Origin of the sequence: Pelagicoccus sp. SDUM812003 (assembly GCF_031127815.1) — a bacterium.
Taxonomy (GTDB): domain Bacteria; phylum Verrucomicrobiota; class Verrucomicrobiia; order Opitutales; family Opitutaceae; genus Pelagicoccus.
In genome coordinates, this window is record NZ_JARXHY010000007.1 from 141,831 (window position 1) to 168,398 (window position 26,568).

The window sequence follows — 26,568 nt, forward strand, 5'->3', positions numbered from 1 at the left end:
GAACGACGAATATGGAGCGATAGAGAAAAATGGAAGCGATAGAGAAAACACCACCGACACCTGAAGCCATCAACCTGGATAACCATCCTTGTTTTAACCGCGAGGCCTGTTCGTCCTTTGGACGCGTGCATCTGCCGGTGGCTCCCAAGTGCAACATAATGTGCAACTACTGCAATCGCGACTACGATTGCGTAAACGAGAGTCGCCCCGGTGTGACATCCACCGTGCTCTCTCCCGGTCAGGCTTTGGCCTACCTGGAGAAGATCATGGAAAAGCGACAGGACATTGCAGTGGTCGGAATCGCCGGACCGGGCGATCCCTTCGCCAATCCGGAGGAAACCATGGAAACCTTCCGCTTGGTTCGTCAGCGTTTTCCCAGCATGATTCTTTGCTTGTCCACCAATGGACTGGGCTTGACCGAGGATTACGTGAAAGAGCTGGCCGAGCTAAAGGTCAGCCACGTTACCATCACCATGAACGCTACCGATCCCGAGGTAGCTGGACAGGTCTATGCTTGGGCGCGGCACGAGAAGCGGATCTTTCGCGGAACGCAGGCCGGCGAATTGATGATATCCAAGCAGCTGCAAGCGATCCGCTGGATCAAGCAGTATGGTATGATCGCCAAGGTGAACTCCATCATCGTGCCAGGCATCAACGACGAGCACATTCCGGAGATCGCCAAAGAAGTCGGCTCCATGGGCGCGGATATCATGAATTGTATCCCACTTCTCCCTACAGCGGATACAGCCTTCGAGCATCTGCCGGAACCGGACGCCAAGATGCGTTTCGCTCTTCGTCTCAAATGTGGCGAGCACATGAACCAGATGACGCATTGCGCTCGCTGTCGGGCGGATGCCATCGGCAAGCTGAGCGAGCCCATGCAGGACGAAGCGTTCGAACTGATTCAGAGCTGCGCCAAGCTGCCTCTCAACCCGCAGCAGGAACGCCCTTGCGTCGCGGTCGCGACCCGTGAAGGAATGCTGGTGAATCAGCACCTTGGCGAAGCGGAAGTCTTTTCCATCTACCGCGTCGATCCCGAGGATGAGGAGGAATTCGAGTTTGTGGAAACGCGTCCGGCGCCACCGCTCGGCGGTCGTGACGATCGCTGGGCGCAGTTGGCCGAGTCGCTCAAAGACTGCCGGGCCTTGTTGGCCGCGGCTGCAGGTCCATCGCCGAAAGAGTCGCTCAAGAAGGCGGGCATCAAGGTGATCGAGATGGAGGGCATGGTCGATGTCGGTCTATCCCACGTTTTCCATGGCGAAGAACTGCCTCCCACGCTGATGCGCAGTTTCAAAAGCTGCGGGGCAGGCGTCACCTGTGGCGGCGACGGAACCGGATGCGGCTGATTGTGAAGAGTTTTATACCCAAATAGTGAATACTTAAAATCAAGAATCTAAGATCATGAATAAGCCAGAACATCATCTGTTTATCTGTGGCAGCGCTCGGGCGAACGGGGAACTGAAAGGCGTCTGCTGCAACAAGGAGTCGATCGATCTCCTTTCCTACACCCAAAGCGAGGTCCAAGACCGCATGCTCGGTGGGGTGGAAGTCTCCATGACCGGCTGCTTGAACATGTGCACGCGCGGTCCGGTGGTCATCGACTACCCAAGCGGCAACTTCTACGAAAAGGTGACCGAGGAGCTCATCGACGAGATCCTTGACGCGATCGAAGAGGGCGAGGTTTGCCAGACCAATCTGATTAAGGACTAAGCGCCGAGGAGCGAGAAAACCTCATGGAGCGTAATCAACATTTCCTGATCGATACGACCTTGCGCGATGGAGAGCAAGCCGCAGGGGTGGCGTTTCGCTTGGAAGACAAAAAGTCTATCGCCTTGCAGCTGGCGGCCCTTGGGGTGCCGGAGCTGGAGGTAGGCATTCCCGCTATGGGCGATGACGAGATCGCTCATATCCGTTCGCTTGTTGATCTGAAGCTGCCCTGCCGTATTCTGACATGGGGCAGGGCTTGCAAGGACGATGTGGACGCGGCAGCTCATACCGGTGCCGACGGCTTTCACTTCTCACTGCCTGCGAGTTCCATCCACCAGCGCATCTGGGCGAAAGACGAGGATTGGGTCTTCGATCAAATGGAGAGAATTGCCCGCCTGGCCGAAAACCGATTTAAGTACTTTTGCGTCGGAGCTCAGGACGCGTCACGAGCTGATCGCGGCTTTCTGCAGGACTTTGCATTGATGGCTCAATCGCTTGGCGCGCGCCGCATCCGATTAGCGGATACGACTGGTTGCCTCAATCCTTTTTCCACTGCGGAAATGGTGAGGGCGGTACGCGAAGTTTGTACCATAGAGATCGAGTTTCACGGACATAACGACCTAGGCATGGCGGTAGGCAACTCGGTTGCCGCGATGCTCTCCGGAGCTCAAGCCGCTAGTGTGACCGTGAACGGGCTGGGCGAGCGAGCGGGCAATGCCGCTCTGGAGGAACTGGTTATGGCCTTGCGTCACAGCGCGAAGATCGAGCTCGGACTCAATACCTTGGGCTTGACCGCCCTAAGCGAGTGCGTGGCCCAAGCGTCAGGACAGCCGATCTTTGACCGCAAGCCGGTGGTCGGAGCGGCCGCTTTTCGTCACGAATCCGGAATTCATTGCAAAGGACTGCTCAGCGATCGAAGCAGCTACGAGGTCTTCGCTCCTGAATCCGTTGGCCAGCAAGCGCAGGCTTTCGTTGTCGGGCGCCATTCTGGCACTGCGGCGATTCGTTCCGTGGCTGCTGCAATGGGCGTGGTCTTGGATTTATCGGAGGCGAAAGGCGTTCTGAGGAGCGTGCGCCGTTTAGCCAGCTCGCTCGGGCGGGCGCTGTCGCAGGAAGAATTTATTGGGATCCTATCGACGAGAACTTCAACGGAGAATACGTAGTGAGCTTTTGGATATACAAACGGGAGGATAGAGAAGGATTGAGCTGCTTCAGCAAGGATGTTGAACTAAAGCTGAGCGGAACGGGCGGAATTATCGCAAGAATGCTTTCCGAGTGTCAGCAGGTAGACGCGCCGCTAGCTTGGAAGCTAGAGATGGCGGAACTAGTGAACATGGTCTATCCGAATGCTCGCGCATGCGACTATGCGGTGGTTTCGGATAGATCCGATCCGAAGGCGAATCTCGTGTCGCTATGTTTTGTGACCACTATTCGCGGGCAGTCCCTCGATGAGCATAGCGATGTCGTGCTGATGTGTCGTCCCTTGTTCCAGGAGTCAGTTCAAGGCAATGCCGAAGCCTACAAGGAGGCGGTCGAGGTCGCCTGGCCCTTCGACAAACGAGAGGACTTCGAAACCCTGGGCCTCAAGGGAGGCGTTCGGGGAGGGAGCTTTTTCTGGACGCAACCGAAGATGAACATCGGAGGAGCGATCTTCTCAAGCCAGGACGCCTTGATGGAAGCAAGCGCCTGACAATCGAAACTTAACCCAAACCCGAAATTAAGATGAGCGAATTGAAACTTACAGTACTTTACGGAACGGAAACTGGAAACTGCCGAGGCGTGGCTGAAAAAGTCGCGAAAAAGGGAGAGAAAAACGGAGTGGATGTCAGTTTGTATGATCTGGCTGAATACACAGTGGATCAGTTGAAGGAAATTGATAATCCTGTTCTCGTGGTTATCTCGACCTGGGACGACGGAGCTCCACCTCCCAAGGCCGCTCCTTTCTGCAACGCTTTGGCGGAAGTGGACATCGATCTGTCGGGTCTGAAATTCACCGTACTCGCTCTCGGCGATACGGAGTATCCGCTGTACTGCCAGTGCGGCAAGGAAGTCGATGCGAAGCTGAGCGAACTGGGAGCCGAGCGTGTTCTCGAGCGCACTGATCTCGGCTCGGATTTCATGGTTTCCTACATCGGCTGGTCCAAGAAGTTCTGGAAGACCATGGCAGGCGTCTATGGCGTCACTGCATAATCGATTTTATCAAATAGGACTGCGCGTGGTAGGTCTCTAACCGCGCCCATAGCTCAACAGTCAACCAATTGACGAATGATCTCCACACCGAAAGAAATAGCTCGCAGACGACTGGTCGTCGACGGGAACGAAGCCGCGGCCCGCGTCGCGTACCAGTTTAGCGAAATTGTATCCATATTTCCGATCACTCCTTCGTCTCCCATGGCGGAGCTATGCGACGAATGGGCGGCTGCCGGGCAGCCGAACCTGTGGGGTGACGTTCCTCGCGTAGAGCAGCTGCAAAGCGAAGGGGGCGTCGCTGGAGCGTTTCACGGGTCTTCGATGGCGGGCTCGTTGAGCACCACCTTCACCGCGTCCCAGGGCTTGTTGTTGATGATCCCGAACATGTACAAGATGGCGGGCGAGTTGACTCCTGCCGTGATGCACGTCACGGCCCGCGCCATCGCGACAAACGGGCTTTCCATCTTTGGCGATCAGAGCGACGTGATGGCCTGTCGTCAGACCGGCTGGGCGATGTTGGCGTCGAATAGCGTGCAAGAGGCTCACGACATGGCAGCCATCGCTCATGCCGCTACCATCCGCTCGCGCATTCCGTTCATGCACTACTTTGACGGATTTCGCACCTCGCACGAGATCAACGGGGTCGAGCCTTTGGATACGGAAACCTTGCTAGCGTTGGTCGATGATCAGGCTCTTGAGGCTTTCTACGAAGGCGCTCTGACGCCTGATCATCCTTCGACCCGCGGCACGGCTCACAATCCGGACACCTATTTCCAGAGTCGCGAAGCGGTTAACAGCTACTACAAGAAAGTTCCAGGCATCGTCCAGGATTGCATGGATGAAATGGCGAAGCTGACCGGACGCGAGTATCGGATTTTCGACTACTATGGAGCGCCCGATGCTACCTCCGTGATTGTCGCCATGGGGTCAGGCGTGGAAACCGCGGTCGAGACGGTCGAATACCTCAACGCCAATTTCGGAACCAAGTATGGGGTGGTCGCGGTGCACTTGTACCGTCCCTTCTTCACTAAGGCCTTCTTGGAATGCTTGCCTAAATCGGTAGAGCGTGTGGCGGTTCTGGATCGCACCAAAGAGCCCGGTTCCATAGGCGAGCCCCTGTATCTCGATGTGGTGATGGCTTTGAGCAAGAGCGCTAGCTGTTTCCCAGGCGAATTCGCCACGCCTTCGGTTACTATCGGCGGGCGTTACGGATTGGGATCGAAGGAGTTCACGCCCGCCATGGTGAAAGCCGTTTTCGATCAGTTGAATTCGGAGAAGCCCAAGGATCATTTCACCATTGGTATCCAAGATGATGTGACAGAGACTTCGCTGGAGTACGATTCCAGTTTCGATATCGAACCCGCTGACAACTCAGCTGCTGTATTCTATGGGCTTGGCTCTGACGGAACGGTTGGCGCGAACAAGAATACCATCAAGATTATCGGTGAGGCGACTGATCTCTACGCCCAGGCGTATTTCGTCTACGATTCGAAGAAATCCGGTGGGTTGACCACTTCCCACCTGCGATTTGGCCCACAAGCCATCAAGGCCCCTTATTTGATCAACGAAGCTAATTTCGTCGGCTGCCACCAGTTCCAGTTTCTCGGTCGTGTCAAGATGTTGGAGCACGCGAGCAAAGGCGCGGTGTTCCTGCTGAACAGTCCTTATTCCGCGGATACAGTTTGGGATCATCTTCCTCGTGACGTGCAGGAACTGATTCTGGAGAAGGAGCTCAAGTTTTATGTGATCGACGCCTTCAAGCTCGCTGGCGAGCTCGGTCTAGGGCGACGCATCAATACCATCATGCAGGTCGGATTTTTCGCCTTGAGCGGATTGCTTCCGGTAGGGGAGGCGATCGATCGGGTGAAGACCGCCATCAAGAAGACTTACGGCAAGAAGGGCCAGAAGATCGTCGACTTGAACTGCAGCGCAGTGGATGCCGCAGCGGCGAAGCTCGAGAAAGTGACCTTGCCAAGCGAAGCGACGGCGGAGTTTGCTCCGGTACGTTGGGTGCCAGAGGATGCTCCCGATTTCGCTCATCGAGTTACGGCCTCTCTCTTGGCGGGGGATGGTGACTTGCTGCCAGTAAGCGCGTTTCCAGCTGATGGCGTGTGGCCCACCGGAACCTCGCGCTTCGAAAAACGTCGCATCGCGACGGCGATTCCGGTTTGGGATGCGGAAACCTGCACTCAGTGCAACAAGTGCAGCCTCTTCTGTCCCCATGCGGCCATTCGTCCCAAGGTCTACGAAGAAGGGTCTTTGGAAGGAGCTCCGGAAGGGTTCAAGTCAGTCGATTACAAGGGACCAGGCGGCACGGGCAAGAAACTGACACTGCAGGTGTATCCAGAAGATTGTACCGGCTGCTCCGCTTGCGTGGAGCTCTGTCCAGCCAAGAACGCTGAGGGACGCCGAGCCATCGAGATGACTCCGATCGAAGCGGTGATCGAGGAGGAGAAGCTTAGCTTGGCCTTCTTCGAAAGTATCGAGCACCAGGAATTCGATCCTTCGAAGGTCTCCGCCAAGAACCTCAGCTACGTGGAGCCGTTGTTCGAGTTTTCCGGAGCTTGCTCCGGCTGTACGCAAACTCCTTATGTGCGCATGCTGACCCAGCTTTTTGGAGACAGAATGCAAATCGCCAATGCCACTGGTTGCTCGTCGATTTACGGAGGCAATCTGCCGACCACGCCGTACTGCACCAACAAGCAAGGCAAAGGGCCGGCTTGGGCGAATTCGCTCTTCGAAGACAACGCGGAGTTTGGACTCGGCTTGCATCTCGCGGCGGAGCAGAAACGCAGTTCCGCGCTTCGCCTGTTGACTGAGCTTTCCGACGAAGTCGGGCACGCCTTGACCAGCGATATCCTTTCTGCGGATACAAGGTCCCTCGCTGAGCGAAGCGCTCAGGGACGGCGTATCGAAGCCCTGAAGGAGATCCTCTCAAGCCTGGACTCGCCGAAGGCGAAACGACTGCTGAAGCTCTCCGATTCCTTGATGAAGAAGGCCACGTGGATCGTGGGTGGTGATGGCTGGGCCTATGATATCGGCTTTGGCGGACTGGACCACGTTCTGGCCAGCGGGCATAACATCAACGTTCTCGTTCTTGATACGGAGGTGTATTCAAATACTGGAGGCCAGGCTTCCAAGGCGACCCCGATAGGGGCCATCGCGAAGTTCGCCGCAGCGGGCAAGGACGCTCCTAAGAAGGATCTCGGACGATTGGCTATCAGCTATGGCCAGGTCTATGTGGCGCAGATCGCTTTGGGCGCTAACGAGCAGCAAGCCCTCGACGCTCTGCGCGAAGCGGAAGCCTATGACGGACCGTCGCTGGTCATTTGCTACAGCCCCTGCGCCGCTCATGGCATCGATCTGGTCAATGGCCCGAAGCGCCAGAAGGATGCGGTGTCCAGCGGGTATTGGCCGCTGTACCGCTACGATCCGCGAAACGTCGCGGGCGATGCTCCGGCCTTCCGCCTGGATTCCTTCGAGCCGAGTCTGCCCGTATCGGACTTCATGTCGCAGGAGAATCGATTCCGTTCCTTGCAGCGCAGCGATCCGGAACGCGCGGCTGCCTTGGCAGTATCGGCCCAGAAGCATGTCGACACCCGCTGGTCGGAGCTAGAGGCCCTAGCCTCCGCCGGTCTGGAAGATGACGACGATGACGATGGCTGGGGTTGATTTATAAAGCGTTAGCGGACGCTGAAAACGTTTTCTCGCTCCATACAAACTGGCCGATCTTTGGTTCTCTCCCGTTCCGAAGGTCGGCTTTTGTGTGGTGGAGCTAGTGGGGGAGTCGCCTCGGCGCGGCGACCTACATGCGGGGATGGGATCGTCGCCTCGGCGCGGCGACCTACCGATGAAATGCGCTGTGGGTCTGGGCGGTGAGCTGCGCTAATACAAGTGTTCCTTGACCCAGTATTCTCCGCCGATGACGAGGTATTCATCTTCCCCGCACAGGAGATCGTTTGGTAGAAGGCCGCTGAAAAAGAGGATTTTTACGAGGGGTACTTTGGCTCCCCACACGGTCGACCCGAACTCCCAGGCCCGCTCCCGATCGGAGGTGAAGGAACAGAGGTTGTTGAGGCGAATGCAGGACTGGCGTTTGTCGCCGACGCTGATCACCGGATGCTCTTCCGGGTCGTAGGTGCCGCGAAAGAGCTGCAGGTGCTGCTTGTCCGGATGAGCTCGCTTCAACTCGTATTGGCAATACTCATACACCAGATCGAGCTGGGCTTCGATGGCGTTGGTGAACGCCGCCCCCTTCACTCGGTCGCGGGCGAAGGCGTAGTCCTCGTCCTCGCGGTCGATGCGTAGCTTTTTGCGGTGGAAGGTCGGGTAGAGCCCGAAACGACTCTGGACCCAGTACTTGAGCACGGCCCCCTCGACCGAGCTGCTATCTACGCCCCACTTGGTCAAGTAGCGCAGGTAGCTATTACGGATGCACTGGCCGCTGCGGCCCGAATATTGTTTCCAGTTGTGCAGGCCGAATTTTACCGAGACGTAATCGTGGAAGAACGTTCCCCGCTCCGATCGGGTGCTCAGTTTGTCGAGCTCGCGAAAGAGCCTCTGATTGGTAGCCCGTACGCCAATCAGGGAAAGCGGCCTCGGGTCCTCGTTGAACTCGAAGGAGGCGATCTTCCAGGGCGGGATCTCGCAATGGCCGAACCAGATGCTCTCCGGGGGGAGGCTAGGGGGCGTGGTGATATCGGTCTTCATCGGAGGAGTTTGCCGGCGATTCTCGCTTCAGCGCCGTAAGAAGATGCGTCGGCGGAGCCAGACTGGCAAGTGGAGGGGGCGCTTGCCCGCCATTATAAGGAGAGCTTGGTTCGAGGGTAACGATTTCGAATGCTGCTATGCCGGGCCGGAGCCGTTTTGTCTGTTGACAAAGCCCCCGCGATGGATTGCTGCTTTTCCGTGTCCGCTGCGGGAACGCGACGGACGTTTCAGACGCTCGTTTGTCGAGCTTCATCGGCGCCGCATCGACCAGGGCGCGAACGAAAACTAGGCAGCTGCTCCGGCATCGGAAAACGTCAGCTCAACTAGGCTGGCTTTCGCTATTCGCAAAAAAAGACGCGAATGGCTCATGTTTTGATTGATTTCCGGCAGCGCGCACTTACGGTTCTCCGCCTTTTCCCGGGAGATCCCCTCTAGAGAAAACGAATTTCTAACCATGAAAACGCTCACAATCAACGCTTCCAATCGCAACCAGGCGGGTTCTGCCGCTTCTGGCCGTCTTCGCGCTGAAGGCCGCGTGCCAGCCGTCGTTTACGGCAAGAGCAAGGAGCCGGAAAACCTTTCCGTCGACGCTCGCGAGCTGCGCAGTCTCCTCCGTACCATCGGAAACAACACACCTGTTGTGCAGCTCAAGTCCGGCGAAAGCGCGGCGCGCACCTCGATCATCAAGGAAGTGCAGCGTCACCCGATCAAGGACAGCTACACGCACATCGATTTTCAGGAAGTCGCTGACGACGAGCTGGTCGAAATCGAAGTGCCTGTGCACCCGGTCGGCGAGGCATGGGGCGTGAAGAACGAGAACGCCACTATCGAAACCGTTTCCCAGACCGTGCTGGTGCGTTGCTTGCCCAAGGACATTCCCGAGTCCATCAACGCCGACGTCACCGCTCTCAAGGTGGGCGACAGTTTGCACGTCAGCGAGCTCCCGGCCATCGACGGCGTCAAGTACCTCGACGCTCCCGCCCAGCCGGTGTTCGCGGTCGTAAAGTAGGGCTGACCTTTTTCCCGGCGGACCGACGCCTCGCAGCGGTTCGCCTTTTTTGTTCTTTCCACAACTTTTAGAACGGCAGATGAGCTTCCGGTTGGTAGTCGGTCTAGGCAATCCCGGTAGCGAGTATGTCAGCACACGCCACAACATTGGCTTTCGCGTGCTCGACGCTTTCGCGGACAATCGCGGGGCCGAGCCCTGGAAGAAGGAGCGATCCTTCAAAGGCGAGCTGACCTCGATGGTGGACGACGCCTTCGGCAAAGTGATTCTTCTCAAGCCCCAGACCTACATGAACGATAGCGGACGCTGCGTGCAAAAGGTCTGCAGCTACTACAAGATTCCGCCCGAGGAGATGGCGGTGGTCTACGACGAGCTCAACCTGGAGCTCGGCGAGGTGAAGATCAGCCTTGCTGGCAGCGCCGGAGGGCACAATGGCGTAGCTGACATTCTAAGCCGCATCGCCCCGCGTTTCGCCCGGGTGAGGGTGGGCATCGGCCAAAAGCCGCTCAAGGAAATGGCCTTGGCGGACTACGTTCTAAGCAAATTTTCCAGCGACGAGGAAACCATCGTCGCAGCCTCGATGGAGCGTTACGTGGACAGTCTGGTACGACTGCTGCGGGATGGACCGGAGATGGCCATGAATCATATCAATCGAAAAAAGAAAAACGATGACAGCAACAGCATCTAACTACAGAGCAACCTTCATCCTCGACACCCGTGGTCGTGAGGAGAGCGTCGAAGACCTGATCGAAGGCCTGAAGGCCGAGCTTTCGGAAGCCGGCGCGGAAGTGACCAAGGTGGAAGACCTCGGCCGCAAGGACTTCGCTCGGATTCCCGACGTCAAGTACGAGAGTGGCGTTTACGTGCAGTACGAGTTCTCGGGATCCGCAGAGACCCCGGCAGCCGTTCTGGAAAAACTTCGCTTGAACAAACTGGTGTCGCACAAGATGATTCAGAAGGCGTAACGCCTCAACTGAACCCTTATCCCCACCGTTTGATCCATGGCTAACTTCAATAGAGTAATCCTCCTAGGCAACCTGACCCGCGACCCCGAGTTGCGCACCACTCCGAGAGGCACCGCGGTGTGCCAGTTCGGCATGGCGGTCAATCGCACCTACCGCACCAGCGATAGTGGCGAGACCCAGGAGGAAACCACCTTTGTCGATCTGGAAGCATGGGGCAAGCAGGCGGAAATCATTTCCAAGTACGTTACCAAGGGCAACCCGCTCTTTGTGGAAGGTCGCTTGAAGTTCGATTCCTGGGAGTCGAAGGAAGGCGAGAAGCGCAGCAAGCTGAAGGTCATCGTTGAAAACATGCAGCTCATGGGCGGCCGCAGCGGCGGCGAGGGCGGTCAGTCCTCCGGCAGTTACGCTCCGGCTCAGCGCTCCAACGCTCCTTCCTCATCAAACAAACCCGCTCCAAGCGACGACATCGAAGAAGACGTGCCATTCTGAAACGGCCGGCGATTCGCAACAACAATTTAGCATACACTTAACCACTCGCATATCATGGCAACCAGCGAAGTACTACTCATCGAGCCCGTTGAAGGTCTCGGCGGCGAAGGCGATCAAGTAAAAGTAAAAGCGGGCTTCGCTCGCAACTTCCTCCTTCCTACCAAGAAGGCGATCCCCGTCAACCGTTCCAATCGCAAGCAGATCGAAGCCCTCAAGGCCCGTCGGGCCGAGCGCGAAGCCAAGAACCTCGAAGACGCGAAGGCTCAGGCGGCCAAGCTCGCCGAGACTCAGATCGGCATCGCGGTCAAGACTGGCGAAGCGGGCCGCATGTTCGGCGCCGTCACCTCCATCCACATCCACGAGAAGCTTTCCGAAGCGGGCTACGAGATCGACCGCAAGAAGATCCACCTCGACCAGCCCATCAAGGAGCTCGGTCAGCACGTCTTCATCGTGAAGATCCATCCTGAAGTGGAGGTCGAGATGAAGATCGACGTGGTTTCGGAAAATCCGATCGTCGAAGCGGACGCTGAAGAAGCCGAAGCCAAGGAAGAAGAAGCTTCCGCAGAGTAATCCTTATCAGGCTTGACGATCCCGCATGTCGAACAAGCCGTTTTCGGGGCGCGACGCCCCTGCAATGAATTCTAGCCCGGCGCTCTCCACGATCGCCGGGCGAACCTTGCCGCATAGTCCAAATGCGGAGAAAGGCCTCCTCGCCGCATGTTTGCTGGACCCGGCCGAGATCATCTCGCGCTGCATGGCCCAGAAGCTGCCGCCGGAGGCTTTCTACAATCCGGCCAACCAGGTCATCTTCCAGGTTTGCTGCGAGCTCTTCGAAGGGAAGAGCATGCTCGACGCCCAGATCCTGGCGGAGGAACTGCGCAGCCGAGGAAAGCTGGACGAAGTCGGCGGACCGCTGTACGTGGCGGAGCTCACCTCCCACATCGAGACCACTGCCCACGCCAACTACTTTCTCGACAAGGTCCGCGAGCACTTCACGCGTCGCCGTTTGATCTCCACCGCGACCAAGAGCTTGGAGAAATGCTTCGAAAACGGGGACGGCTCCATCGAGATGCTCATCGACGAAGTGGAAAAGGAGATTTACGCCATCTCCGACGAGCAGGTTGCCGACACCTCGCGCTCCATTCGCGAATCCGTCGACGAGGCGGTGAACTTGGTGAAGCGCATGCTGGAGGGAAAGGGCCAGCTCACCGGGCTCTCCACCGGCTATCGCGACTTGGACAAGATGACCAACGGCATCAAGTCCACCGAAATGATCGTGCTGGCGGCTCGTCCCTCCATGGGCAAGACCAGTTTGGCTCTCAATATCGCCGAAGCGATCGCCATGCCCCGCGACCCGAAGGCGAAAAAGGCCGGCGTGCTGGTCTTCAGCCTGGAAATGGGCGCCGAGCAGCTCGCCATGCGAATGCTTACCGGCCGGGCTCGCGTCAGTTCGCAGCGCTTGCGCGAAGGTTTCGTCAACAAGGAGGAGCAGCAGCGCCTGGCCGCCGCGGCCATCGAGCTCAAGCAGGCTCCGCTCTGGATCGACGACGCTTCGCAGGTCACCATCAACCAGCTGCGAGCCAAGTCGCGCCGCGTTTTCGCCCGCAATCCAGGCATGGGACTGATCGTGGTCGACTACCTGCAGCTGCTCGCCGGCACCGATCCGCGCGTGCCTCGAGAACAGCAGATCGCGGAAATCTCGCGAGGAATTAAGGGGCTTGCGAAGGAACTCAAGGTGCCGGTGATTGTTCTAAGTCAGCTCAACCGCGACTCCGAGAAGGAGAAGCGTCAGCCCAAGCTTTCCGACCTGCGCGAATCAGGCTCGATCGAGCAAGACGCTGACGTGGTCCTTCTTTTAGCTCGACCTAAGGACGCAGGTGACGATTTTTCCGTTGCAGCTGACGAGGCCGACCTAATCATCGCCAAGCAACGTGCCGGACCCGTAGGCGAAGTTAAGCTCAAATTCATCAAAGACATCACTCGTTTTGAAGACTACACGGAATAGCCTCTCCCATATGGCGCGCTTATCCTTCGCGCTGTTCCTCCTCCCACTCAGCATCCTGACGCTTTCCGCTCAAACCGAAGAGCCAGAGCCTCCCACGATACGAAAGCTGATCATCAACTTCACCGGCTTGTCCAACGTGAACGCTGAGGTCGCTCGAGCCAACATGTCGTTGCGCGAAGGCGAGCCCTACGACCCGGTGATGGTCGATCGCGACATCCGCTCCCTCTACCGGTCCAACCTTTTCGAATACATCGAAGCTCGCGTCGCTCCGGTGGACGAGGACGAGATCGATGTCATCTTCGACATTCGCCCAAAGTTTCGCATCTCCGCCATCATCTTCGAAGGCAACGAGAAGCTCAAGGACGGCAAGCTCAAGCGGGAGATCGAGCTGGTGGAAAACCAGACCCTCAACGAGCCGCGCGTGAAGGCCGCTTCCGAAACGCTGCAGGAGCTATATCTGAAAAAAGGGTTCTCCCAGGCTCGCGTGGACTACCAGATCGATCGCAGCGCCGTCACGGGTTTCGCCACCGTGACCTTCCAGATCAAGGAAGGGCGCAAGTTCAAGATCGGCAAAGTCGCTTTCGAGGGCAACGAGAACATCAAGGACCGCAAGCTCAAGAAGTCCATGGAGACCCGCAAGTGGGGCCTTCTCTCGATCTTTACCGGCAGCGGCCGCTTCGACCGCGACCAGTTCGAGGATGACCTGGAGTCGCTCAAGGACGCCTACCGCAAGGAGGGCTACCTCGATGTGGAAATCGATCCGACCGACGTGCAGTTCTCCTATCCGAGCGACAACCGCATGCGCATCGATATCCAAGTGGACGAGGGCAAGCAGTACCGCATCGGGAATATCGAGTTCGTGGGCAACGACATTTACGAGGATTCCGTGCTGCGTCTGATGCTGCGTTCAGTGCCCGGATCGGTCTACAAACCCGAAAAGCTGGACGAGGACGTGAACCGACTGGAGGATTTCTACGGCCAGTTCGGATACATGGAAACGCGAGTTCGTCTGGTTCGCGTGCCCAACGTGCAGACCGGCGACATCGATATCCAGTACGTGGTGCGCGAGAGCGAGAAATTCCTCGTCGAATCCATCGACATCGAAGGGAACACTAAGACCAAGAGCGTGGTGGTGCTTCGCGAGCTGGCTCTCAGCCCAGGCAGCACCTTCGACAGCGTGCGCATGGAGTCCAGCCGTATGCGTTTGGACAATACGCGATACTTCGAAGACACAAACGTCACCTCCCAGTCCACAAACATCCCCGGCCGCAAGGATTTGCGCATCACGTTCCGCGAAGGCCGTACCGGAAACTTCTCCTTCGGCGCTGGCTTCAGCTCCCTGGAAAAGGGCGTCTTCTTTATCGAGCTCACGCAGTCGAACTTCGATATTCTCAACTGGCGCGGCGCCTTCCAGGGCGATGGTCAGAAGTTCCGCCTCAAGGCTCAGCTCGGCGGCCGCTCCACCTCCACCATTCTAGCGTTCGAGGAGCCTTGGCTGTTTGAAAAGCGCTTGGCGCTTGGTATCCAACTTTTCAACACCACGACCGACTACGAGTCTGACTACTATGACTCCGAACGCCGCGGTTTTGAAATCTCCCTTCGCAAGCGATTGATCGAACTGATCGAAGGTCGCGTATCCTACGGACTTTCCAAACAGGACTACGGTTCCGCGGTCGATTCGAACACTGGCACTCCGGAACAGATTCGCCGCCAGCTGCTGAACAGCATCGGCACCACATCTCGCCTCAATCTCCTGCTTATTCGCGATACCCGCGACCGCATCATTAACTCCCACCGCGGCATGCGTCTGGAACTCGACATGCATTACGCCGGCGACTTCCTCGGGGGGGATTTCGAGTTCTACAAGCTCGAGTCGCGCAACGCCCTCTACCTGCCGCTTTCCGAGCGACTTACTCAGACGCTCGAGTTTCTCGTTCGCTTCGGCATCGTTGACGAACTTGACGAAGACGATCCGACGTCCGTAGTGCCTTGGAACGAGCGCTTCTTCCTAGGCGGCCCGAACACCTTGCGCGGTTTCGAGTACCGTGACGTCAGCCCGCGGGAGTACGGCGGCCAGATCCGCACCAACCCCTTCACGGGAGCCAAGTCGTTGTTGAAAACGCCGCCAGTCTACATCGGTGGCAAGACCTACGGAATGTTTGGCGCCGAGTATTCCTTCGGCTTGACCGAGGACTTCCGAATCGCGGCCTTCTACGATGGTGGTTTCGTTAATAAGGAAGCGGGCGATTTCGGTATCGATCGCGAGAACATTTACTACGAATACGGAGGCGAAACCTACTTGGCTGGAAACAACCGAAGCGGTTGGAATGACAACTACGGATTCGGCATCCGTATGTCCATGATGGGTACTCCGCTACGCCTCGACTACGCCATCCCGCTCACTACGGACGGACCTTCCGAGCAGGGCGGCAACGACAATGGCGGACAATTCAACTTTACATTTGGAAGCAGATTCTAATTCCTCTCCCCAACACGAACCCTTACGATTTATGACCCGTTTCAAGTCCCTCCTATGCCTTTTCAGTGCCATCGCTATGGCTGCCGCAACAGCGAACGCTGCCGAAGACGTCATCCTAACCGTCAAGGTCGACGAGGCGCTGAACAAGTACTACAAGGTTGAGCAGTTCCTCTCCGAGATGGAAGAGAGTGAAACGAAGGCTCGCGAAAAGGCCACCGCCATGGAAACCGAAATCAACGCTCAGGTGACCGTTTTCGAAGAGCTGCGCGAGCAGGCTCAAAGCGACATCTTGACCGAGGAGGCTCGCAAGGAAGCCATGCAGGATGGTCAGGCGAAAGCTCAGGAGATCCAGGCCAAGGATCAGGAGCTGCGCAAGTTCCTATCCGAGACGCAGCGTCAGTTCGCGGCTCGCCGCCAGCAGCAGCTCAACCTCTTCTACCAGGACATCGCCGAAGTGGTGAACGAGATCTCCGAGGAGCGTAGCGCTACCTTGGTCATCGACATCACCGCTCGCGCTGGAGATGGCCGCGCCCCGGTTCTCTACACCGACGGTTCCTACGACATCACTCCTGAAGTGATCACTCGCATCAACGCGACCAAGGGCATGGAAGAGGAAGCCGCCGAATAGGGCGTTCCTTTCCATGTAGATTACACTTTCTAGCCCTGCCTTTCTGGCGGGGCTTTTCTATTTTCAAGCGGATTGCCTCCGGAAGCCTTGGCGCTCACGCTCAATCTCCTTTTCAAAGTCACACGCATGGACGTTTCTCTGTCTCTCAACACCATCTTGGATCGCGTCACCTACAGCTCCTACGAAGGCGAGCTCGGGGTGCGAGCCATCACGGGAGTTTCCTCGCTCACGGAAGCCCAGACGGGCGAGGCCTGTTTCGTCTCCTCCAACAAGTACGCCCGGGAATTGGAAGCCAGCAAGGCCTCCTTGGTCATCCTAGGCGAGGATGTCGAAGCCAGCCCCAAGGAGGGGCAGCTGTTTCTGCGAGTGGAGCATCCCTCCATCGAAATCGCCAAGCTTTGCGAGCTCATCGAACGTGCTATGTGGGTGAAGCCGGCTCCGGGAATACACCGCATGGCGGAGATCGCGGACTCGGCGGAGATCGATCCGAGCGCCAGCATCGCCGCGTTTGTGACCATCGGCGAGGGGGCCGTGGTGGGCCCGAGATGCGTCATCGGATCCGGATCTCGCATCGGCGAGAACTGTCGGCTCGGCGAGGATTGCTGGCTGGGAGCCAACGTCTCGATCGAACGCGATTCCGTATTGGGAAAACGAGTACGAATCCATGCGTCTACCGTGATTGGAGCGGACGGTTTCGGGTACGAGTTCGAGGCCGGGCGCCATCGCAAGGTGCCGCAGATCGGATCGGTGCTGATCGGAGACGACGTAGAGATCGGAGCAAACACCACCATCGATCGCGGCCGCTTTGGTCCGACGCGAATCGGGGAGGGCACCAAGATCGACAATCTGGTGCAGGTCGGCCACAACTGCGACATCGGCAAGCACTGCATCCTCTGCGCCCAGGTAGGGCTCGCTGGCAGCACCACGTTGGGCAACTACGTGGTCATGGGCGCCCGCTCGGGAGCGGCAGGACACCTCACCATAGGCGACGGGGCTCAGCTGTCGGGCGAATGCGTGGCCTACGCGGATGTGCAGGGGGGCGGCAAATACGGCGGCTCGCCGGCAGTGTCGCTCATCGCCCATCAGCGCATCACAGTGTTGAGGCGTCGCCTGCCCGATTTGTTCAGGCGCCTCAAGCGAGTGGAAGCCCAACTGCTCCAGGATTAGGCCATTTCGTTCTGTGCATGCGGCGTGGCTCTGCTACAAACGCGCTTCCTTCCTCTTCTCTCCAATCCACACACTTACCAAAACGCCATGCGAGCGGATAACCTGAAGATCATAGCTGGAAATTCGAATCGGCAGCTCGCCGACGACATTTGCCAATTCGTGGGGGTCCCTCTCACCGACGCCACCGTAACGAGTTTCCCCGACGGAGAATCCTTTGTCAGGATCAACGAGAACGTGCGCGGACAGGACGTCTTTCTCATCCAGTCCAGCTGCCCACCGGTGAACAACAACCTGATCGAGCTGCTCATCATGATCGACGCGGCTCGTCGGGCCTCTGCGGCTCGCATCACGGCGGTGATCCCCTTCTATGGGTACGCTCGGCAGGATCGAAAGGACCAGCCGCGCGTTCCCATCACTGCCAAGCTGGTGGCGAACCTTCTGACTTCTGCGGGCGCCAACCGCGTGCTGGCCGTCGACCTCCACGCCGGACAGATCCAGGGCTTCTTCGATATCCCGGTCGATCATCTGCTGGCCTTCCCGGTGCTCTACGAATACATCTCCAAGTTGGATTTGAAGAATCTGGTGGTCATGTCGCCCGACGTGGGCGGCGTGAAGATGGCCGACGCCTACGCCCGCATGCTTAAGAGCGGTCTGGGCTTCGTGGCCAAGAAACGGCACAGCGCTACCCAGGTCGAGGCCACGAGCATCGTGGGCGATGTCAAGGACTGCGACGTGCTGCTGATCGATGACATGACGGAGACCGCGGGCACGATTTGCGCTGCCGCGAAACTGATCAAACGCCAGGGCGCTAGCCGCATTTTCGCCGCGGTGACGCATGCGAATCTGCAGGACATGGCCTACGAGCGCCTGAAGGACGGCCCGATCGACGAGCTGATCGTCACCGACACGATCCCGGTGGATACTCGCGGTCTGCCCATCAAGGTGTTGAGCGTGGCCAAGCTGCTCGGCGAAGCCATCATCCGCATCAACAACAACGAGAGCGTGACCAGCCTCTTTCGCGTGAAGGGCTTCTAAGCGCCCTTTCTTTTGTCTGGAAAGCCATTGCCGCAGTCGCTGACCGCGGCCGAAAGCGTGCCCGGAGGTCCCGCTCCACCTTCTACAAAGTCGTTTGGGCCTGCGAGCAACGGTCGCGGCTAAAGCGTTTGAGAGGTGGAACGCGACCTCCGGGCGCGTTTGAAACTCTCACTCCGGGCTTTGGTTTCTTGTCCCGGCGCGATCAAGGGTTAGGGTTGAAGCGTTACTCCTATCATGTTTCTCAGCCCCACCATCCGACTGTTTCGCTTCACGTTCATTTTCGTTCCGATGGCTCTACTGGCTGAGCCGTCGAGCCCGTCGAAGGTGGACGAGCTGGTGCGGATCGATCCAACCCCACTGGATCGGGACCAGTCCGAGTTTGTCGTCAGCTACGCTGCGGCCTTGCGAACGGCGCGTCCCTCCGTGGTGAGCGTTTACGCGGAGTCGCTTCGGGACCAAAGCGTTGATCAGGAATCCCTCTTGGAGCAGTTGTTCGGAAACGCTCCGGAGGTCGAGGCGCTGCCGCGACTTGGCATCGGCTCAGGAGTGATTGTTTCAAAAAACGGATACATTATAACCAACGAGCATGTGATCAGCCGAGCTGACGAGATTCGAGTGCAGCTGGATGATCTTCGCGTGTTCGAAGCGACTTTGGTAGGAGCGGATCCCCGCACCGATATCGCGGTCCTCAAGATCGATGAGGACGATCTGCCGCATGCGACCTTGGCCGATAGCGACTTGCTGGAAGTGGGAGATGTGGTGTTCGCCATTGGCAATCCGCTAGGCGTGGGGAAAACCGTCACCATGGGTATTGTATCCGCTTTGAAACGACAGCAGATGGGCGTCATCCAGGGCGGTTTCGAGAGCTTCATCCAAACCGACGCTCCCATCAACACTGGAAACTCCGGTGGGGCATTGGTGGATGCTTACGGTCGGGTGGTCGGCATCAATACCTTGATTCAGACCGATGGGCTTTCTGGTGGAAGCATCGGCATCGGATTTGCGGTACCAGCGAATCTGGCCTACTCCGTGATGACGGATCTGATCGAGGTCGGCTCGGTGATGCGCGGATTTCTCGGGGTGGGCATCGAGCCTTTGAGCGAACTGCAAGCGGACCTGATCGGCGTGGAGAGCCTGAAGGGCGCTTTGGTGAATCAGGTCAATCGAGGCACCCCCGCGGAAGCTGCCGGGATCGAAGTGGGCGATTTGATCGTGTCCGTGGACGGCGCCGAAATCCTATCGCCTAGCGATCTGCGGGTGACCATCGCCCAGAAGAAGCCGGGCGACGAGGTATCGGTGATCGTGATACGAGATGGCGAGAGACTGAGCTTGCTCGCGCGCCTCGTTCAACGAGACGGCGAGATCGCGTCGCGAGAGGAGCCGCGCGCTCCGCGCATCGAAACGGTCGAGCCGGAGGTGCCGGTCGAGCTGGAGGGCGTGTCGCTTGGAGAGTTGGACGATGAAGCGCGCAAGCGTTTCGACTTAGACGAGCACTTGGAGGGAGTGGTGGTTTTCTCTGTTGACCCGAACAGTCCCTTCGCGGAAGCCTTGCCGGAGGGGATGGTGATCCAAAAGGTGAACGGCCGTAAAGTGGCGACTCCGGAAGACGTCTCTTTCGCCCTGAAGAGGGATGGGAAAAACAGCCTTTTGGTCGCGTACCTGGGAGTCTATCGCTGGATCGGCGTCGAAGTCTCCGAAGGGCAGTGAGGCTCTGCTCCACTGCGCCGCGCGAAAAGGGGCGCGAAAAAAGCCGCGACTTGCGAGAGCCACGGCTTTGGTAGGTCGGATCGCTTTCTCGAGCGTTTAAGCGGGCGCCGTTTCCGGGCTGCGGGTTTTGACGAAGTCGACGATGGCTTCCGGTTCGTCGACCTTGGCCCAAACCAGACGCAGAAATTCGGCCGGGTGGATGTCATGGGTTTGCAGGAAATGGCGGTCGCCGCCGCAGCAGTACATGATGTCCTCGCAAAGCTCCCCGCGCAGTTTGCCGATGGCCTTTTGAATGATGCGCGGAAGCCAGACGATCCCGTCCATTTCCGCGTCCTTGGGTGGCAGCTCCGACGCATCGATGGTTTTTCCCGAGCGCTTCCCGTTTTGCATGTGCAGGAAGTAGTCTCGGCGAGCCTGCTCGATGGACTGGGCGATTTCGTAGGAAGGCTCGCCCCCGGTGGCCTGATCCTCTCCGTAGTCGAAGAAGTCCTGCACGCGCCAGCCATTCGCTTTGATGAAGGCCAACTCCTCGGCGTCGAACCAGCTTGCTTTGTTGGTGTTTCCCGAGCGGTAGAGCTCGACTGATTTCTGGTACAGTTTCTTGAAGCGGTCTTGGTAGTGGTAGTGGGTCATAGAGGCTAAACACTCTGCGAAATCTCGTTTTTTACGAGCTTTTGCAGGCTTTTGTTGAAAGTCGAATTTCCAGAGTCTCGCTGCGGGCAAAAAACTCTCAGCCTGTGGAATCAGGGACTGAGAGCTCACTCTTCGTGAGTCGTCGAAGGTTGGGCTCGACCGCCGGGCGAGCCGGTTCGAATCGCTGCGGCGTGCCCGGCGGTCACGCCCTACCTCTGCCCGGCGGTCACGCCCTACCTCTGCCCGGCGGTCACGCCCTACCTTGCTTTTGGGAGCGGCGGTTGCGGCGGGCTTTCTTGGTGGGGGTTGGCTTCCGCTTGGGCGGTGCCTCGCGGGCCTTTTTAGCGGCCTTTTTGGCCGGCTTCTTTCGTGAGACTGACCTGCGAGAGGGCGCTTTGCTGGAGGCGCTTTTGGCGTCTCGCGGCGCAACCCGCGATTCGAAGCGAGCGCTCACCAATGGCGATTCCTTGTCGCGCGGTTTCAAGTCCTTTTCCGAAATACGGAAGTCCACTTGACGCTTGAATCGGTCCACTCGGTGCACCATCACCGGAATGCTATGCCCGAGGCCGTAGACCCGCTTGTTTCGTCGGCCTACGAGGGCTGAGCCGCTCGGGTTGATGCGGTAGAGGTCGTCCTTGAGCGTCGAGATGTGCACCATGCCGAAGGCGTTGGACTCGGTCAGTTCGATGAACATGCCGTGGTTGCGCACTTCGGTGATGATGGCGTCGAAGACGGTGGGCTGCTTCTTTTCCAGCTCGCGTTCGAAGAACTCCAACAGCTTCACCTTGATGGACTCGCGTTCGGCCTCGGTGCTGTTGACCTCGGTGTGGCTGAGGTGTTCGGCGACCGAGGCGGCGGCGGATGCGTTGTAGCGCGCGGCTTTGCCTTCGAGCGGTTTCTGGCCGCCGACCTTCACGAGGAAGGTTTCGAAGACGCGATGCACCACGAGGTCGGAGTATCGACGGATTGGAGACGTGAAATGCGTGTAGTCGTTCTTGCACAGTCCGTAGTGGCCGTCTGGAGACGACTTGTAGCAAGCCTTCTTCAGGGAGCGCAGCACCTGGGTGCGCAGCAGGCGACCTTGCGGATGGTCTTTGAGGACTTCCAGCAGCTTGATGAGATCGTTTCGGTTGTTGAGGTCGGCCGTCTCGATGCCCCAGGTTCCCATGTACTGGCGTAGCTCGTTGAGGCGCTCTTCGTCCGGATCCTCATGCACGCGATAGATGCAGGGCAGATTGTTACGCTTCATATCGCGAGCCACGCATTCGTTGGCCAGCAGCATGAACTCCTCGATCAGCTGGTGGCTCTCGTCGTTGACGATTTTCTCCAAGCGATCCGCGTATCCATTTTCGTCTACGAAGATCTTGGTCTCTTCCATATCGAGGTTGAGGCTGCCTTTCTTGAAGCGGTCCTCTCGCAGCTTGGAGGCGATGCTCCAGAGGTCGCGCACGCTTTTCTGCAGTTTCAACAGCTCCTTGTTGCTCAGCGAATTCAGGGCGCGTCCGGTCGCTCCGGTTTGGTGGGCGGGCGGAAGTTTGAGGTCTCGGGCCGCTTGCAAATCGTCGTTTTTCAGCAGGCAATAGGCTTGCTTGTAGGTCAGGCGTTTGTCGCTGCGGATGACGGAGTTGGCGTAGTCGATCTGGGTGACGGCCTTCTTCCTGTCGAAGGTCACGAAAACCGATTTGGTGAGGCGGTCCTCATCCTCCACCAAGCTGCAGATGCCGTTGGAGAGGGCGTGCGGCAGCATGGGAATGACGGTGCCGACCAGATAGGTGGAGTTGCCGCGATTGTGGGCTTCCTTGTCGAGGGCGGTGCCGGGCTTCACGTAGCTAGCGACGTCCGCGATATGGATGCCGATGCGTATGGTGTCCTTGCTCGGATATTCGAGGGACAGGGCGTCGTCGAAATCCTTGGCGTCGTCCGGGTCGATGGTGAAGGTGAAGACCTCGCGAAGATCGTGGCGTCCGCGTAGTTGGTTTTTGGTGACTTTCGGAGAAATCGCTTTCGCTTCCTCGATGACCTTAGGCGGGAATTCCGGATCGAGATTGTATTTGTGCAGGATGGCCATGAGCTCGGCTTGCGGCTCGTGGGTCTTGCCTAGGTTGAGGATGATCTCGCCCTCCGGATTGACGTGCCGCTGCTCCCATTCGTGCAGCTTGACCACGACCTTGCTGCCGACTTCCGGCGTCGGGTCGACTTTCGCCTGTTCGGGATCCGGGACGTAGATGTCGTGGATGATGCGCGGATCGTCAGGCGCGACGTAATGGAAGAAGCGCGTCTTGCAGAGCGTGCCCACGATGGTCTCTCGGGCTCTCTCCTGGATTCGGATCACGCGGCCTTGCGGGGCGTCGCTGCGATTGCGCGGCTGGGAGGCTTTTTTGCGATCCCAGACCGTGCGCTTGGGCGGGATGCGATCGTCGAGGCGCACCACTACGCGATCGCCATGCATGGCCACGCCGGTATCTTCGGCCCGCACCTCGATGGCTTTCTGCTGTTCGTCGCTGGTGGGCTTGGGGTCGGGGATGAGGATGGCGGATCCGGTCTGGCGAAACTTGATGACGCCGGTCACTAGATCCACGTCCTTGGGCAGGCAGAAGCGGTCGCCCTTGATGCGGATGATGTCCCCTTCGGCGAGAAGGAGACGCATTTCGTAGTCGAGTTTGCGGCGTTCTTTTTTGCCGAGTTTCAGTTCGGTGGAGAGTCCATGCTTGTCGAGCGCGGCGTAGTCCGGCGTCTGCATGAGGGCGATAATTCGTTCCCTGAGTTTCTTCATGTGATAAACCGCCCGATAACTTGCAAGGGCGGGAGAATGTTGTTGGATTTGATTTTCTAATCCCTAGACCAGAGTGATCTATGAAAGTCGTTCATGCAGCAAGCGAGATGTTCCCCTTCGTGAAGACCGGAGGATTAGCGGATGTTTGCGGGTCGTTATTCAAGTCGTTGGCTAGTGTAGGTCACGAAGTCTCGTTTTTCCTTCCTGGATATCGAAAGATTCTGGAATCCAAAGAGTTCGAAAAGGCGAAGCTCAAGGTCGTGCTGCAGGTGGAACTGGGAGAACAGTACCTGCGAGGCGAGGTGTGGGAGCTTTCCCTGGGGCGGCGCCAGACGCTATACATCATCCGCCGCGACGAGTTCTTCGATCGTACCAACCTTTACGGTACGCGGGAGCGTGACTATGACGACAACGATCGGCGCTACATCTACTTTTGCAAGGCTGTAGTTCAGGCCATGCGCTTGCTGGGGATCAAGGCCGACATCCTGCACTGCCACGACTGGCAAGCGGGGCTGCTGCCGCTTTTCCTGAGAATGGAGGAGCAGGCCAATAGCATTTCCCTCGCTCTCAAAACCTTTTTCTCCATCCACAACCTGGCGTTTCAGGGACTCTTCCCGCAGCCGTCCTTCGAGCTCACCAACTTGCCGGACGAGTTCAACGCCATCGATGGGCTGGAGTTCTACAAGCAGATCAGCATGATCAAGGGCGGCATCTTCTTCGCCGACAAGATCATGACGGTGAGCCAGAACTACGCTCGCGAGATCCTCACTCCGCGCTTCGGATGCGGGCTGGAGGGAGCGCTCAAGGTGCGGGAGGACGACCTGGTGGGCATCGCTAACGGCATCGACACCGAGGTCTGGAACCCGAAAACCGATCCGTGTCTTCCGTTTCACTACAGCGCCAAGGACTTGAGCGGAAAAGCCAAGTGCAAGGCAGCCCTGCTGGAAAAGCTCGGCCTGCCGGTCGACGCGTCCCCGGTCTTCGGCATGGTTTGCCGTTTGACCGAGCAGAAAGGCTTGGACCTGCTGCTGCGGCAGCTGAATTTCTTCGCCAAGGAGGACTGCAAGCTGGTGCTGCTCGGAAAGGGGGATCCCGACTACGAAAAGGCTCTCAAGCGCTGGGCCAAGGCCCACCCGAACAAGGTCGGCTTAAGCATCCAGTTGGACGAGGCGATGTCGCACTTGGTGGAGGCGGGCAGCGATTTCTTCCTGATGCCGTCCATCTTCGAACCCTGCGGCCTCAACCAGATGTACAGCCAGCGCTACGGCACGGTCCCTCTGGTCTCCGGTGTGGGAGGCCTCAAGGATACGGTGATCGACATCGTCGAGGATCCGGAGTCCGGCACCGGCATCGTTTTCGAGCCAAACGACGTGGCGTTTCGCGGGGCCTTGAGAGCGGCCCTCAAGCTTTTTGCTGACAAGAAACGCATGGCCAAGGTGATCGCGAACGGCATGGGGCGCGACTTCTCCTGGAAGCGTGTAACCGCCGAGTACGAAGCGCTTTATAGGGATTCCATTTGAGGCCCATCGCTTGGCCGGGCACGTGTGGCTTGCCGTTGAAGTACTTCGTAAGCTGCTGGCTGGCAGGGTGTTGCTTTTCGAATTCGCTTGTTTGACGCGGGCGAATCCGTGAAGCTCGCCTCATGCCGAATCCAAGTTGCGTGATCGTCTGGTTCCGTAAGGACCTGCGCCTGTCCGACAATCCAGCGCTCGCCAAGGCAGGGGAATCCGGGCTCCCGGTGCTGCCGCTCTTCATTCTCGATGAGGAAGGCGAGGGCGAATGGCCGGACGGCGCAGCGAGCCGTTGGTGGCTGCATCATTCGCTGGCTCGCCTAGGCGAGCAGCTGGAGTCGCTTGGCTCGCGCTTGATTCTGCGCCGCGGTTCCTCTTGGCAGGTTCTGAGTGACCTGGTCGAGAGCGAAGCTGCGGTGGAAGTGTATTGGAATCGTCGCTACGAGCCAGCCATTGTGGATCGCGATACCGAAATCAAGAAACGTTTGGCCGACATCGGGGCGCAAGGTCGGAGCTTCAATGGAAGCCTGCTGCATTCGCCTCCCCAGATCGCCAACAAGTCCGGCTCTCCCTTCAAGGTCTTCACCCCGTTCTGGAAGCATTTGAAGCCGCGCTCGGTGCGCCAGCTCTCGGATGCCCCGAAGACGCTCGAGGCGCCGCAGAAATGGCCCCAATCCGATCCGTTGGAGGCCTTCGATCTCCTGCCGGAAATCCCTTGGGACGAAGCCTTTTACGATCATTGGACGCCTGGAGAGAAGGGAGCTCGCGAGCGCTTGTCGATGTTTGCGAAGCAAGGACTGGCGCGTTACGACGACCAACGCGATCTGCCTGCGGAGGACGGAGTGTCGCGACTCTCGCCGCATTTGCATTTCGGCGAGATCTCGCCGGTGCAGCTTTGGCGCGAGCTGGAAAGCGACGAGGCTGAGCCCTACCTGCGACAGATCGTCTGGCGGGAGTTCGCTCACCATCTGCTGTTCCATTTTCCGGATACGCCGAGCAAGCCGCTGCGGCCGGAGTTCGAGGACTTCCCGTGGAAAAAGAACCAGAAGGCCCTGCGGGCTTGGAAAAAGGGGCAAACCGGCTACCCGATCGTGGACGCCGGCATGCGGCAGCTGTGGACCACTGGCTGGATGCACAATCGCGTGCGCATGATCGCGTCCTCGTTTTTGGTGAAGCACCTGCTCATCCCGTGGCAGGAGGGCGCTGCGTGGTTTTGGGACACTTTGGTCGACGCGGACTTGGCTAACAACACTATGGGCTGGCAATGGATCGGTGGCTGCGGGGCGGACGCTGCCCCGTACTTTCGTATTTTCAATCCCATTACGCAGGGGCAGCGATTCGACTCGGAAGGCGAATACGTTCGAAGATGGGTTCCCGAACTTGCGAAACTGCCGAACAAGTATCTGTTTGCTCCATGGGAAGCTTCGGAGGAAGAGTTGGAATCTGCGAACGTGACGTTAGGCGAAACCTATCCACGTCCCATCGTCGGACATGCGGAGGGGCGCCAGGCCGCGCTCGATGCCTATCAGCGCATGAAGGAAAAGAAGGAGGAGGCTTCCTAGG

General features: G+C 58.3%; 22 protein-coding genes. 19 read left to right on the plus strand and 3 right to left on the minus strand.

The annotated features are described in order from the left end of the window. Positions 1 to 29 precede the first annotated feature (29 nt). The 6 genes from QEH54_RS11515 (at position 30) to nifJ (ending at position 7,569) form a co-directional block, all read left to right on the plus strand. Positions 30 to 1,346, plus strand: coding sequence for a radical SAM protein (locus tag QEH54_RS11515; RefSeq protein ID WP_309018824.1), 1,317 nt, complete (start codon positions 30 to 32; stop codon positions 1,344 to 1,346). 55 nt (positions 1,347 to 1,401) lie between these two features. Further along, the gene (locus QEH54_RS11520) at positions 1,402 to 1,710 is read left to right on the plus strand and encodes a (2Fe-2S) ferredoxin domain-containing protein (protein ID WP_309018825.1); all 309 of its coding nucleotides are present in this window, start codon (positions 1,402 to 1,404) and stop codon (positions 1,708 to 1,710) included. A gap of 23 nt (positions 1,711 to 1,733) precedes the next feature. Continuing rightward, on the plus strand, positions 1,734 to 2,870 hold the full coding sequence (locus tag QEH54_RS11525) for a hypothetical protein (RefSeq protein WP_309018826.1): 1,137 nt from the start codon (positions 1,734 to 1,736) through the stop codon (positions 2,868 to 2,870). Between the two features lie 152 nt (positions 2,871 to 3,022). Continuing rightward, positions 3,023 to 3,397, plus strand: coding sequence for a hypothetical protein (locus QEH54_RS11530; RefSeq protein WP_309018827.1), 375 nt, complete (start codon positions 3,023 to 3,025; stop codon positions 3,395 to 3,397). Positions 3,398 to 3,429: 32 nt separating this feature from the next. Continuing rightward, entirely contained in the window at positions 3,430 to 3,897 is a 468-nt protein-coding gene (locus QEH54_RS11535; RefSeq protein WP_309018828.1) for a flavodoxin family protein, read from the plus strand. Between the two features lie 75 nt (positions 3,898 to 3,972). Then, positions 3,973 to 7,569 (plus strand): pyruvate:ferredoxin (flavodoxin) oxidoreductase, encoded by a 3,597-nt coding sequence (nifJ, locus tag QEH54_RS11540; RefSeq protein ID WP_309018829.1) that lies wholly within the window; start codon positions 3,973 to 3,975, stop codon positions 7,567 to 7,569. Positions 7,570 to 7,782: 213 nt separating this feature from the next. On the opposite strand, the gene QEH54_RS11545 is transcribed toward nifJ, so the two are convergent. Next, the gene (locus QEH54_RS11545) at positions 7,783 to 8,607 is read right to left on the minus strand and encodes an NAD(+)--dinitrogen-reductase ADP-D-ribosyltransferase (protein WP_309018830.1); all 825 of its coding nucleotides are present in this window, start codon (positions 8,605 to 8,607) and stop codon (positions 7,783 to 7,785) included. Between the two features lie 454 nt (positions 8,608 to 9,061). Between QEH54_RS11545 and QEH54_RS11550 the strand changes: the two genes are divergently transcribed. From QEH54_RS11550 to QEH54_RS11600, 11 genes are all read left to right on the plus strand, one after another. Continuing rightward, positions 9,062 to 9,616 (plus strand): 50S ribosomal protein L25, encoded by a 555-nt coding sequence (locus tag QEH54_RS11550; RefSeq protein WP_309018831.1) that lies wholly within the window; start codon positions 9,062 to 9,064, stop codon positions 9,614 to 9,616. 79 nt (positions 9,617 to 9,695) lie between these two features. Next, positions 9,696 to 10,301 (plus strand): aminoacyl-tRNA hydrolase, encoded by a 606-nt coding sequence (gene pth, locus QEH54_RS11555; RefSeq protein ID WP_309018832.1) that lies wholly within the window; start codon positions 9,696 to 9,698, stop codon positions 10,299 to 10,301. Further along, positions 10,282 to 10,578, plus strand: coding sequence for a 30S ribosomal protein S6 (locus tag QEH54_RS11560; protein WP_309018833.1), 297 nt, complete (start codon positions 10,282 to 10,284; stop codon positions 10,576 to 10,578). Before pth ends, QEH54_RS11560 begins: the two co-directional genes overlap by 20 nt. A 36-nt stretch (positions 10,579 to 10,614) precedes the next feature. Beyond that, on the plus strand, positions 10,615 to 11,067 hold the full coding sequence (gene ssb / locus QEH54_RS11565) for a single-stranded DNA-binding protein (RefSeq protein ID WP_309018834.1): 453 nt from the start codon (positions 10,615 to 10,617) through the stop codon (positions 11,065 to 11,067). A 54-nt stretch (positions 11,068 to 11,121) separates the two neighbouring features. Continuing rightward, entirely contained in the window at positions 11,122 to 11,637 is a 516-nt protein-coding gene (gene rplI / locus QEH54_RS11570; protein ID WP_309018835.1) for a 50S ribosomal protein L9, read from the plus strand. 64 nt (positions 11,638 to 11,701) lie between these two features. Continuing rightward, a complete protein-coding gene (gene dnaB / locus QEH54_RS11575; protein WP_309018836.1) occupies positions 11,702 to 13,072 on the plus strand; it encodes a replicative DNA helicase in 1,371 nt (456 codons plus the stop codon). A 10-nt stretch (positions 13,073 to 13,082) separates the two neighbouring features. After that, positions 13,083 to 15,551: an outer membrane protein assembly factor BamA gene (bamA, locus tag QEH54_RS11580; RefSeq protein ID WP_309018837.1), complete on the plus strand. Its 2,469-nt coding sequence runs from the start codon at positions 13,083 to 13,085 to the stop codon at positions 15,549 to 15,551. 76 nt (positions 15,552 to 15,627) lie between these two features. Further along, a complete protein-coding gene (locus QEH54_RS11585; RefSeq protein ID WP_309018838.1) occupies positions 15,628 to 16,179 on the plus strand; it encodes an OmpH family outer membrane protein in 552 nt (183 codons plus the stop codon). A 126-nt stretch (positions 16,180 to 16,305) separates the two neighbouring features. After that, positions 16,306 to 17,346, plus strand: coding sequence for a UDP-3-O-(3-hydroxymyristoyl)glucosamine N-acyltransferase (gene lpxD, locus QEH54_RS11590; protein WP_309018839.1), 1,041 nt, complete (start codon positions 16,306 to 16,308; stop codon positions 17,344 to 17,346). A gap of 87 nt (positions 17,347 to 17,433) precedes the next feature. After that, on the plus strand, positions 17,434 to 18,381 hold the full coding sequence (locus QEH54_RS11595; protein ID WP_309018840.1) for a ribose-phosphate pyrophosphokinase: 948 nt from the start codon (positions 17,434 to 17,436) through the stop codon (positions 18,379 to 18,381). Between the two features lie 234 nt (positions 18,382 to 18,615). Continuing rightward, positions 18,616 to 20,088 (plus strand): trypsin-like peptidase domain-containing protein, encoded by a 1,473-nt coding sequence (locus QEH54_RS11600; protein ID WP_309018841.1) that lies wholly within the window; start codon positions 18,616 to 18,618, stop codon positions 20,086 to 20,088. Positions 20,089 to 20,184: 96 nt separating this feature from the next. On the opposite strand, the gene QEH54_RS11605 is transcribed toward QEH54_RS11600, so the two are convergent. Both QEH54_RS11605 and QEH54_RS11610 read right to left on the minus strand, forming a co-directional pair. After that, on the minus strand, positions 20,185 to 20,721 hold the full coding sequence (locus QEH54_RS11605; RefSeq protein ID WP_309018842.1) for a hypothetical protein: 537 nt from the start codon (positions 20,719 to 20,721) through the stop codon (positions 20,185 to 20,187). A 250-nt stretch (positions 20,722 to 20,971) separates the two neighbouring features. After that, positions 20,972 to 23,494, minus strand: coding sequence for an RNB domain-containing ribonuclease (locus QEH54_RS11610; RefSeq protein WP_309018843.1), 2,523 nt, complete (start codon positions 23,492 to 23,494; stop codon positions 20,972 to 20,974). Positions 23,495 to 23,574: 80 nt separating this feature from the next. On the opposite strand from QEH54_RS11610, the gene glgA reads away from it, so the two are divergent. Then, positions 23,575 to 25,014, plus strand: a complete 1,440-nt coding sequence (glgA, locus tag QEH54_RS11615; protein ID WP_309018844.1) for a glycogen synthase GlgA — start codon at positions 23,575 to 23,577, stop codon at positions 25,012 to 25,014. 122 nt (positions 25,015 to 25,136) lie between these two features. Next, positions 25,137 to 26,567 carry a deoxyribodipyrimidine photo-lyase gene (locus tag QEH54_RS11620; protein WP_309018845.1) on the plus strand — a complete coding sequence of 477 codons (1,431 nt, stop codon included), beginning with the start codon at positions 25,137 to 25,139 and terminating at the stop codon, positions 26,565 to 26,567. The last annotated feature ends 1 nt before the right edge of the window (position 26,568 follow it).

Bases quoted from the DNA above. Each gene is read 5' to 3' on its own strand.
- QEH54_RS11515 (WP_309018824.1), top strand. From the start codon at position 30: ATGGAAGCGATAGAGAAAACACCACCGACACCTGAAGCCATCAACCTG.
- QEH54_RS11520 (WP_309018825.1), top strand. From the start codon at position 1,402: ATGAATAAGCCAGAACATCATCTGTTTATCTGTGGCAGCGCTCGGGCG.
- QEH54_RS11525 (WP_309018826.1), top strand. From the start codon at position 1,734: ATGGAGCGTAATCAACATTTCCTGATCGATACGACCTTGCGCGATGGA.
- QEH54_RS11530 (WP_309018827.1), top strand. From the start codon at position 3,023: ATGGCGGAACTAGTGAACATGGTCTATCCGAATGCTCGCGCATGCGAC.
- QEH54_RS11535 (WP_309018828.1), top strand. From the start codon at position 3,430: ATGAGCGAATTGAAACTTACAGTACTTTACGGAACGGAAACTGGAAAC.
- nifJ (WP_309018829.1), top strand. From the start codon at position 3,973: ATGATCTCCACACCGAAAGAAATAGCTCGCAGACGACTGGTCGTCGAC.
- QEH54_RS11545 (WP_309018830.1), bottom strand. From the start codon at position 8,607: ATGAAGACCGATATCACCACGCCCCCTAGCCTCCCCCCGGAGAGCATC.
- QEH54_RS11550 (WP_309018831.1), top strand. From the start codon at position 9,062: ATGAAAACGCTCACAATCAACGCTTCCAATCGCAACCAGGCGGGTTCT.
- pth (WP_309018832.1), top strand. From the start codon at position 9,696: ATGAGCTTCCGGTTGGTAGTCGGTCTAGGCAATCCCGGTAGCGAGTAT.
- QEH54_RS11560 (WP_309018833.1), top strand. From the start codon at position 10,282: ATGACAGCAACAGCATCTAACTACAGAGCAACCTTCATCCTCGACACC.
- ssb (WP_309018834.1), top strand. From the start codon at position 10,615: ATGGCTAACTTCAATAGAGTAATCCTCCTAGGCAACCTGACCCGCGAC.
- rplI (WP_309018835.1), top strand. From the start codon at position 11,122: ATGGCAACCAGCGAAGTACTACTCATCGAGCCCGTTGAAGGTCTCGGC.
- dnaB (WP_309018836.1), top strand. From the start codon at position 11,702: ATGAATTCTAGCCCGGCGCTCTCCACGATCGCCGGGCGAACCTTGCCG.
- bamA (WP_309018837.1), top strand. From the start codon at position 13,083: ATGGCGCGCTTATCCTTCGCGCTGTTCCTCCTCCCACTCAGCATCCTG.
- QEH54_RS11585 (WP_309018838.1), top strand. From the start codon at position 15,628: ATGGCTGCCGCAACAGCGAACGCTGCCGAAGACGTCATCCTAACCGTC.
- lpxD (WP_309018839.1), top strand. From the start codon at position 16,306: ATGGACGTTTCTCTGTCTCTCAACACCATCTTGGATCGCGTCACCTAC.
- QEH54_RS11595 (WP_309018840.1), top strand. From the start codon at position 17,434: ATGCGAGCGGATAACCTGAAGATCATAGCTGGAAATTCGAATCGGCAG.
- QEH54_RS11600 (WP_309018841.1), top strand. From the start codon at position 18,616: ATGTTTCTCAGCCCCACCATCCGACTGTTTCGCTTCACGTTCATTTTC.
- QEH54_RS11605 (WP_309018842.1), bottom strand. From the start codon at position 20,721: ATGACCCACTACCACTACCAAGACCGCTTCAAGAAACTGTACCAGAAA.
- QEH54_RS11610 (WP_309018843.1), bottom strand. From the start codon at position 23,494: ATGAAGAAACTCAGGGAACGAATTATCGCCCTCATGCAGACGCCGGAC.
- glgA (WP_309018844.1), top strand. From the start codon at position 23,575: ATGAAAGTCGTTCATGCAGCAAGCGAGATGTTCCCCTTCGTGAAGACC.
- QEH54_RS11620 (WP_309018845.1), top strand. From the start codon at position 25,137: ATGCCGAATCCAAGTTGCGTGATCGTCTGGTTCCGTAAGGACCTGCGC.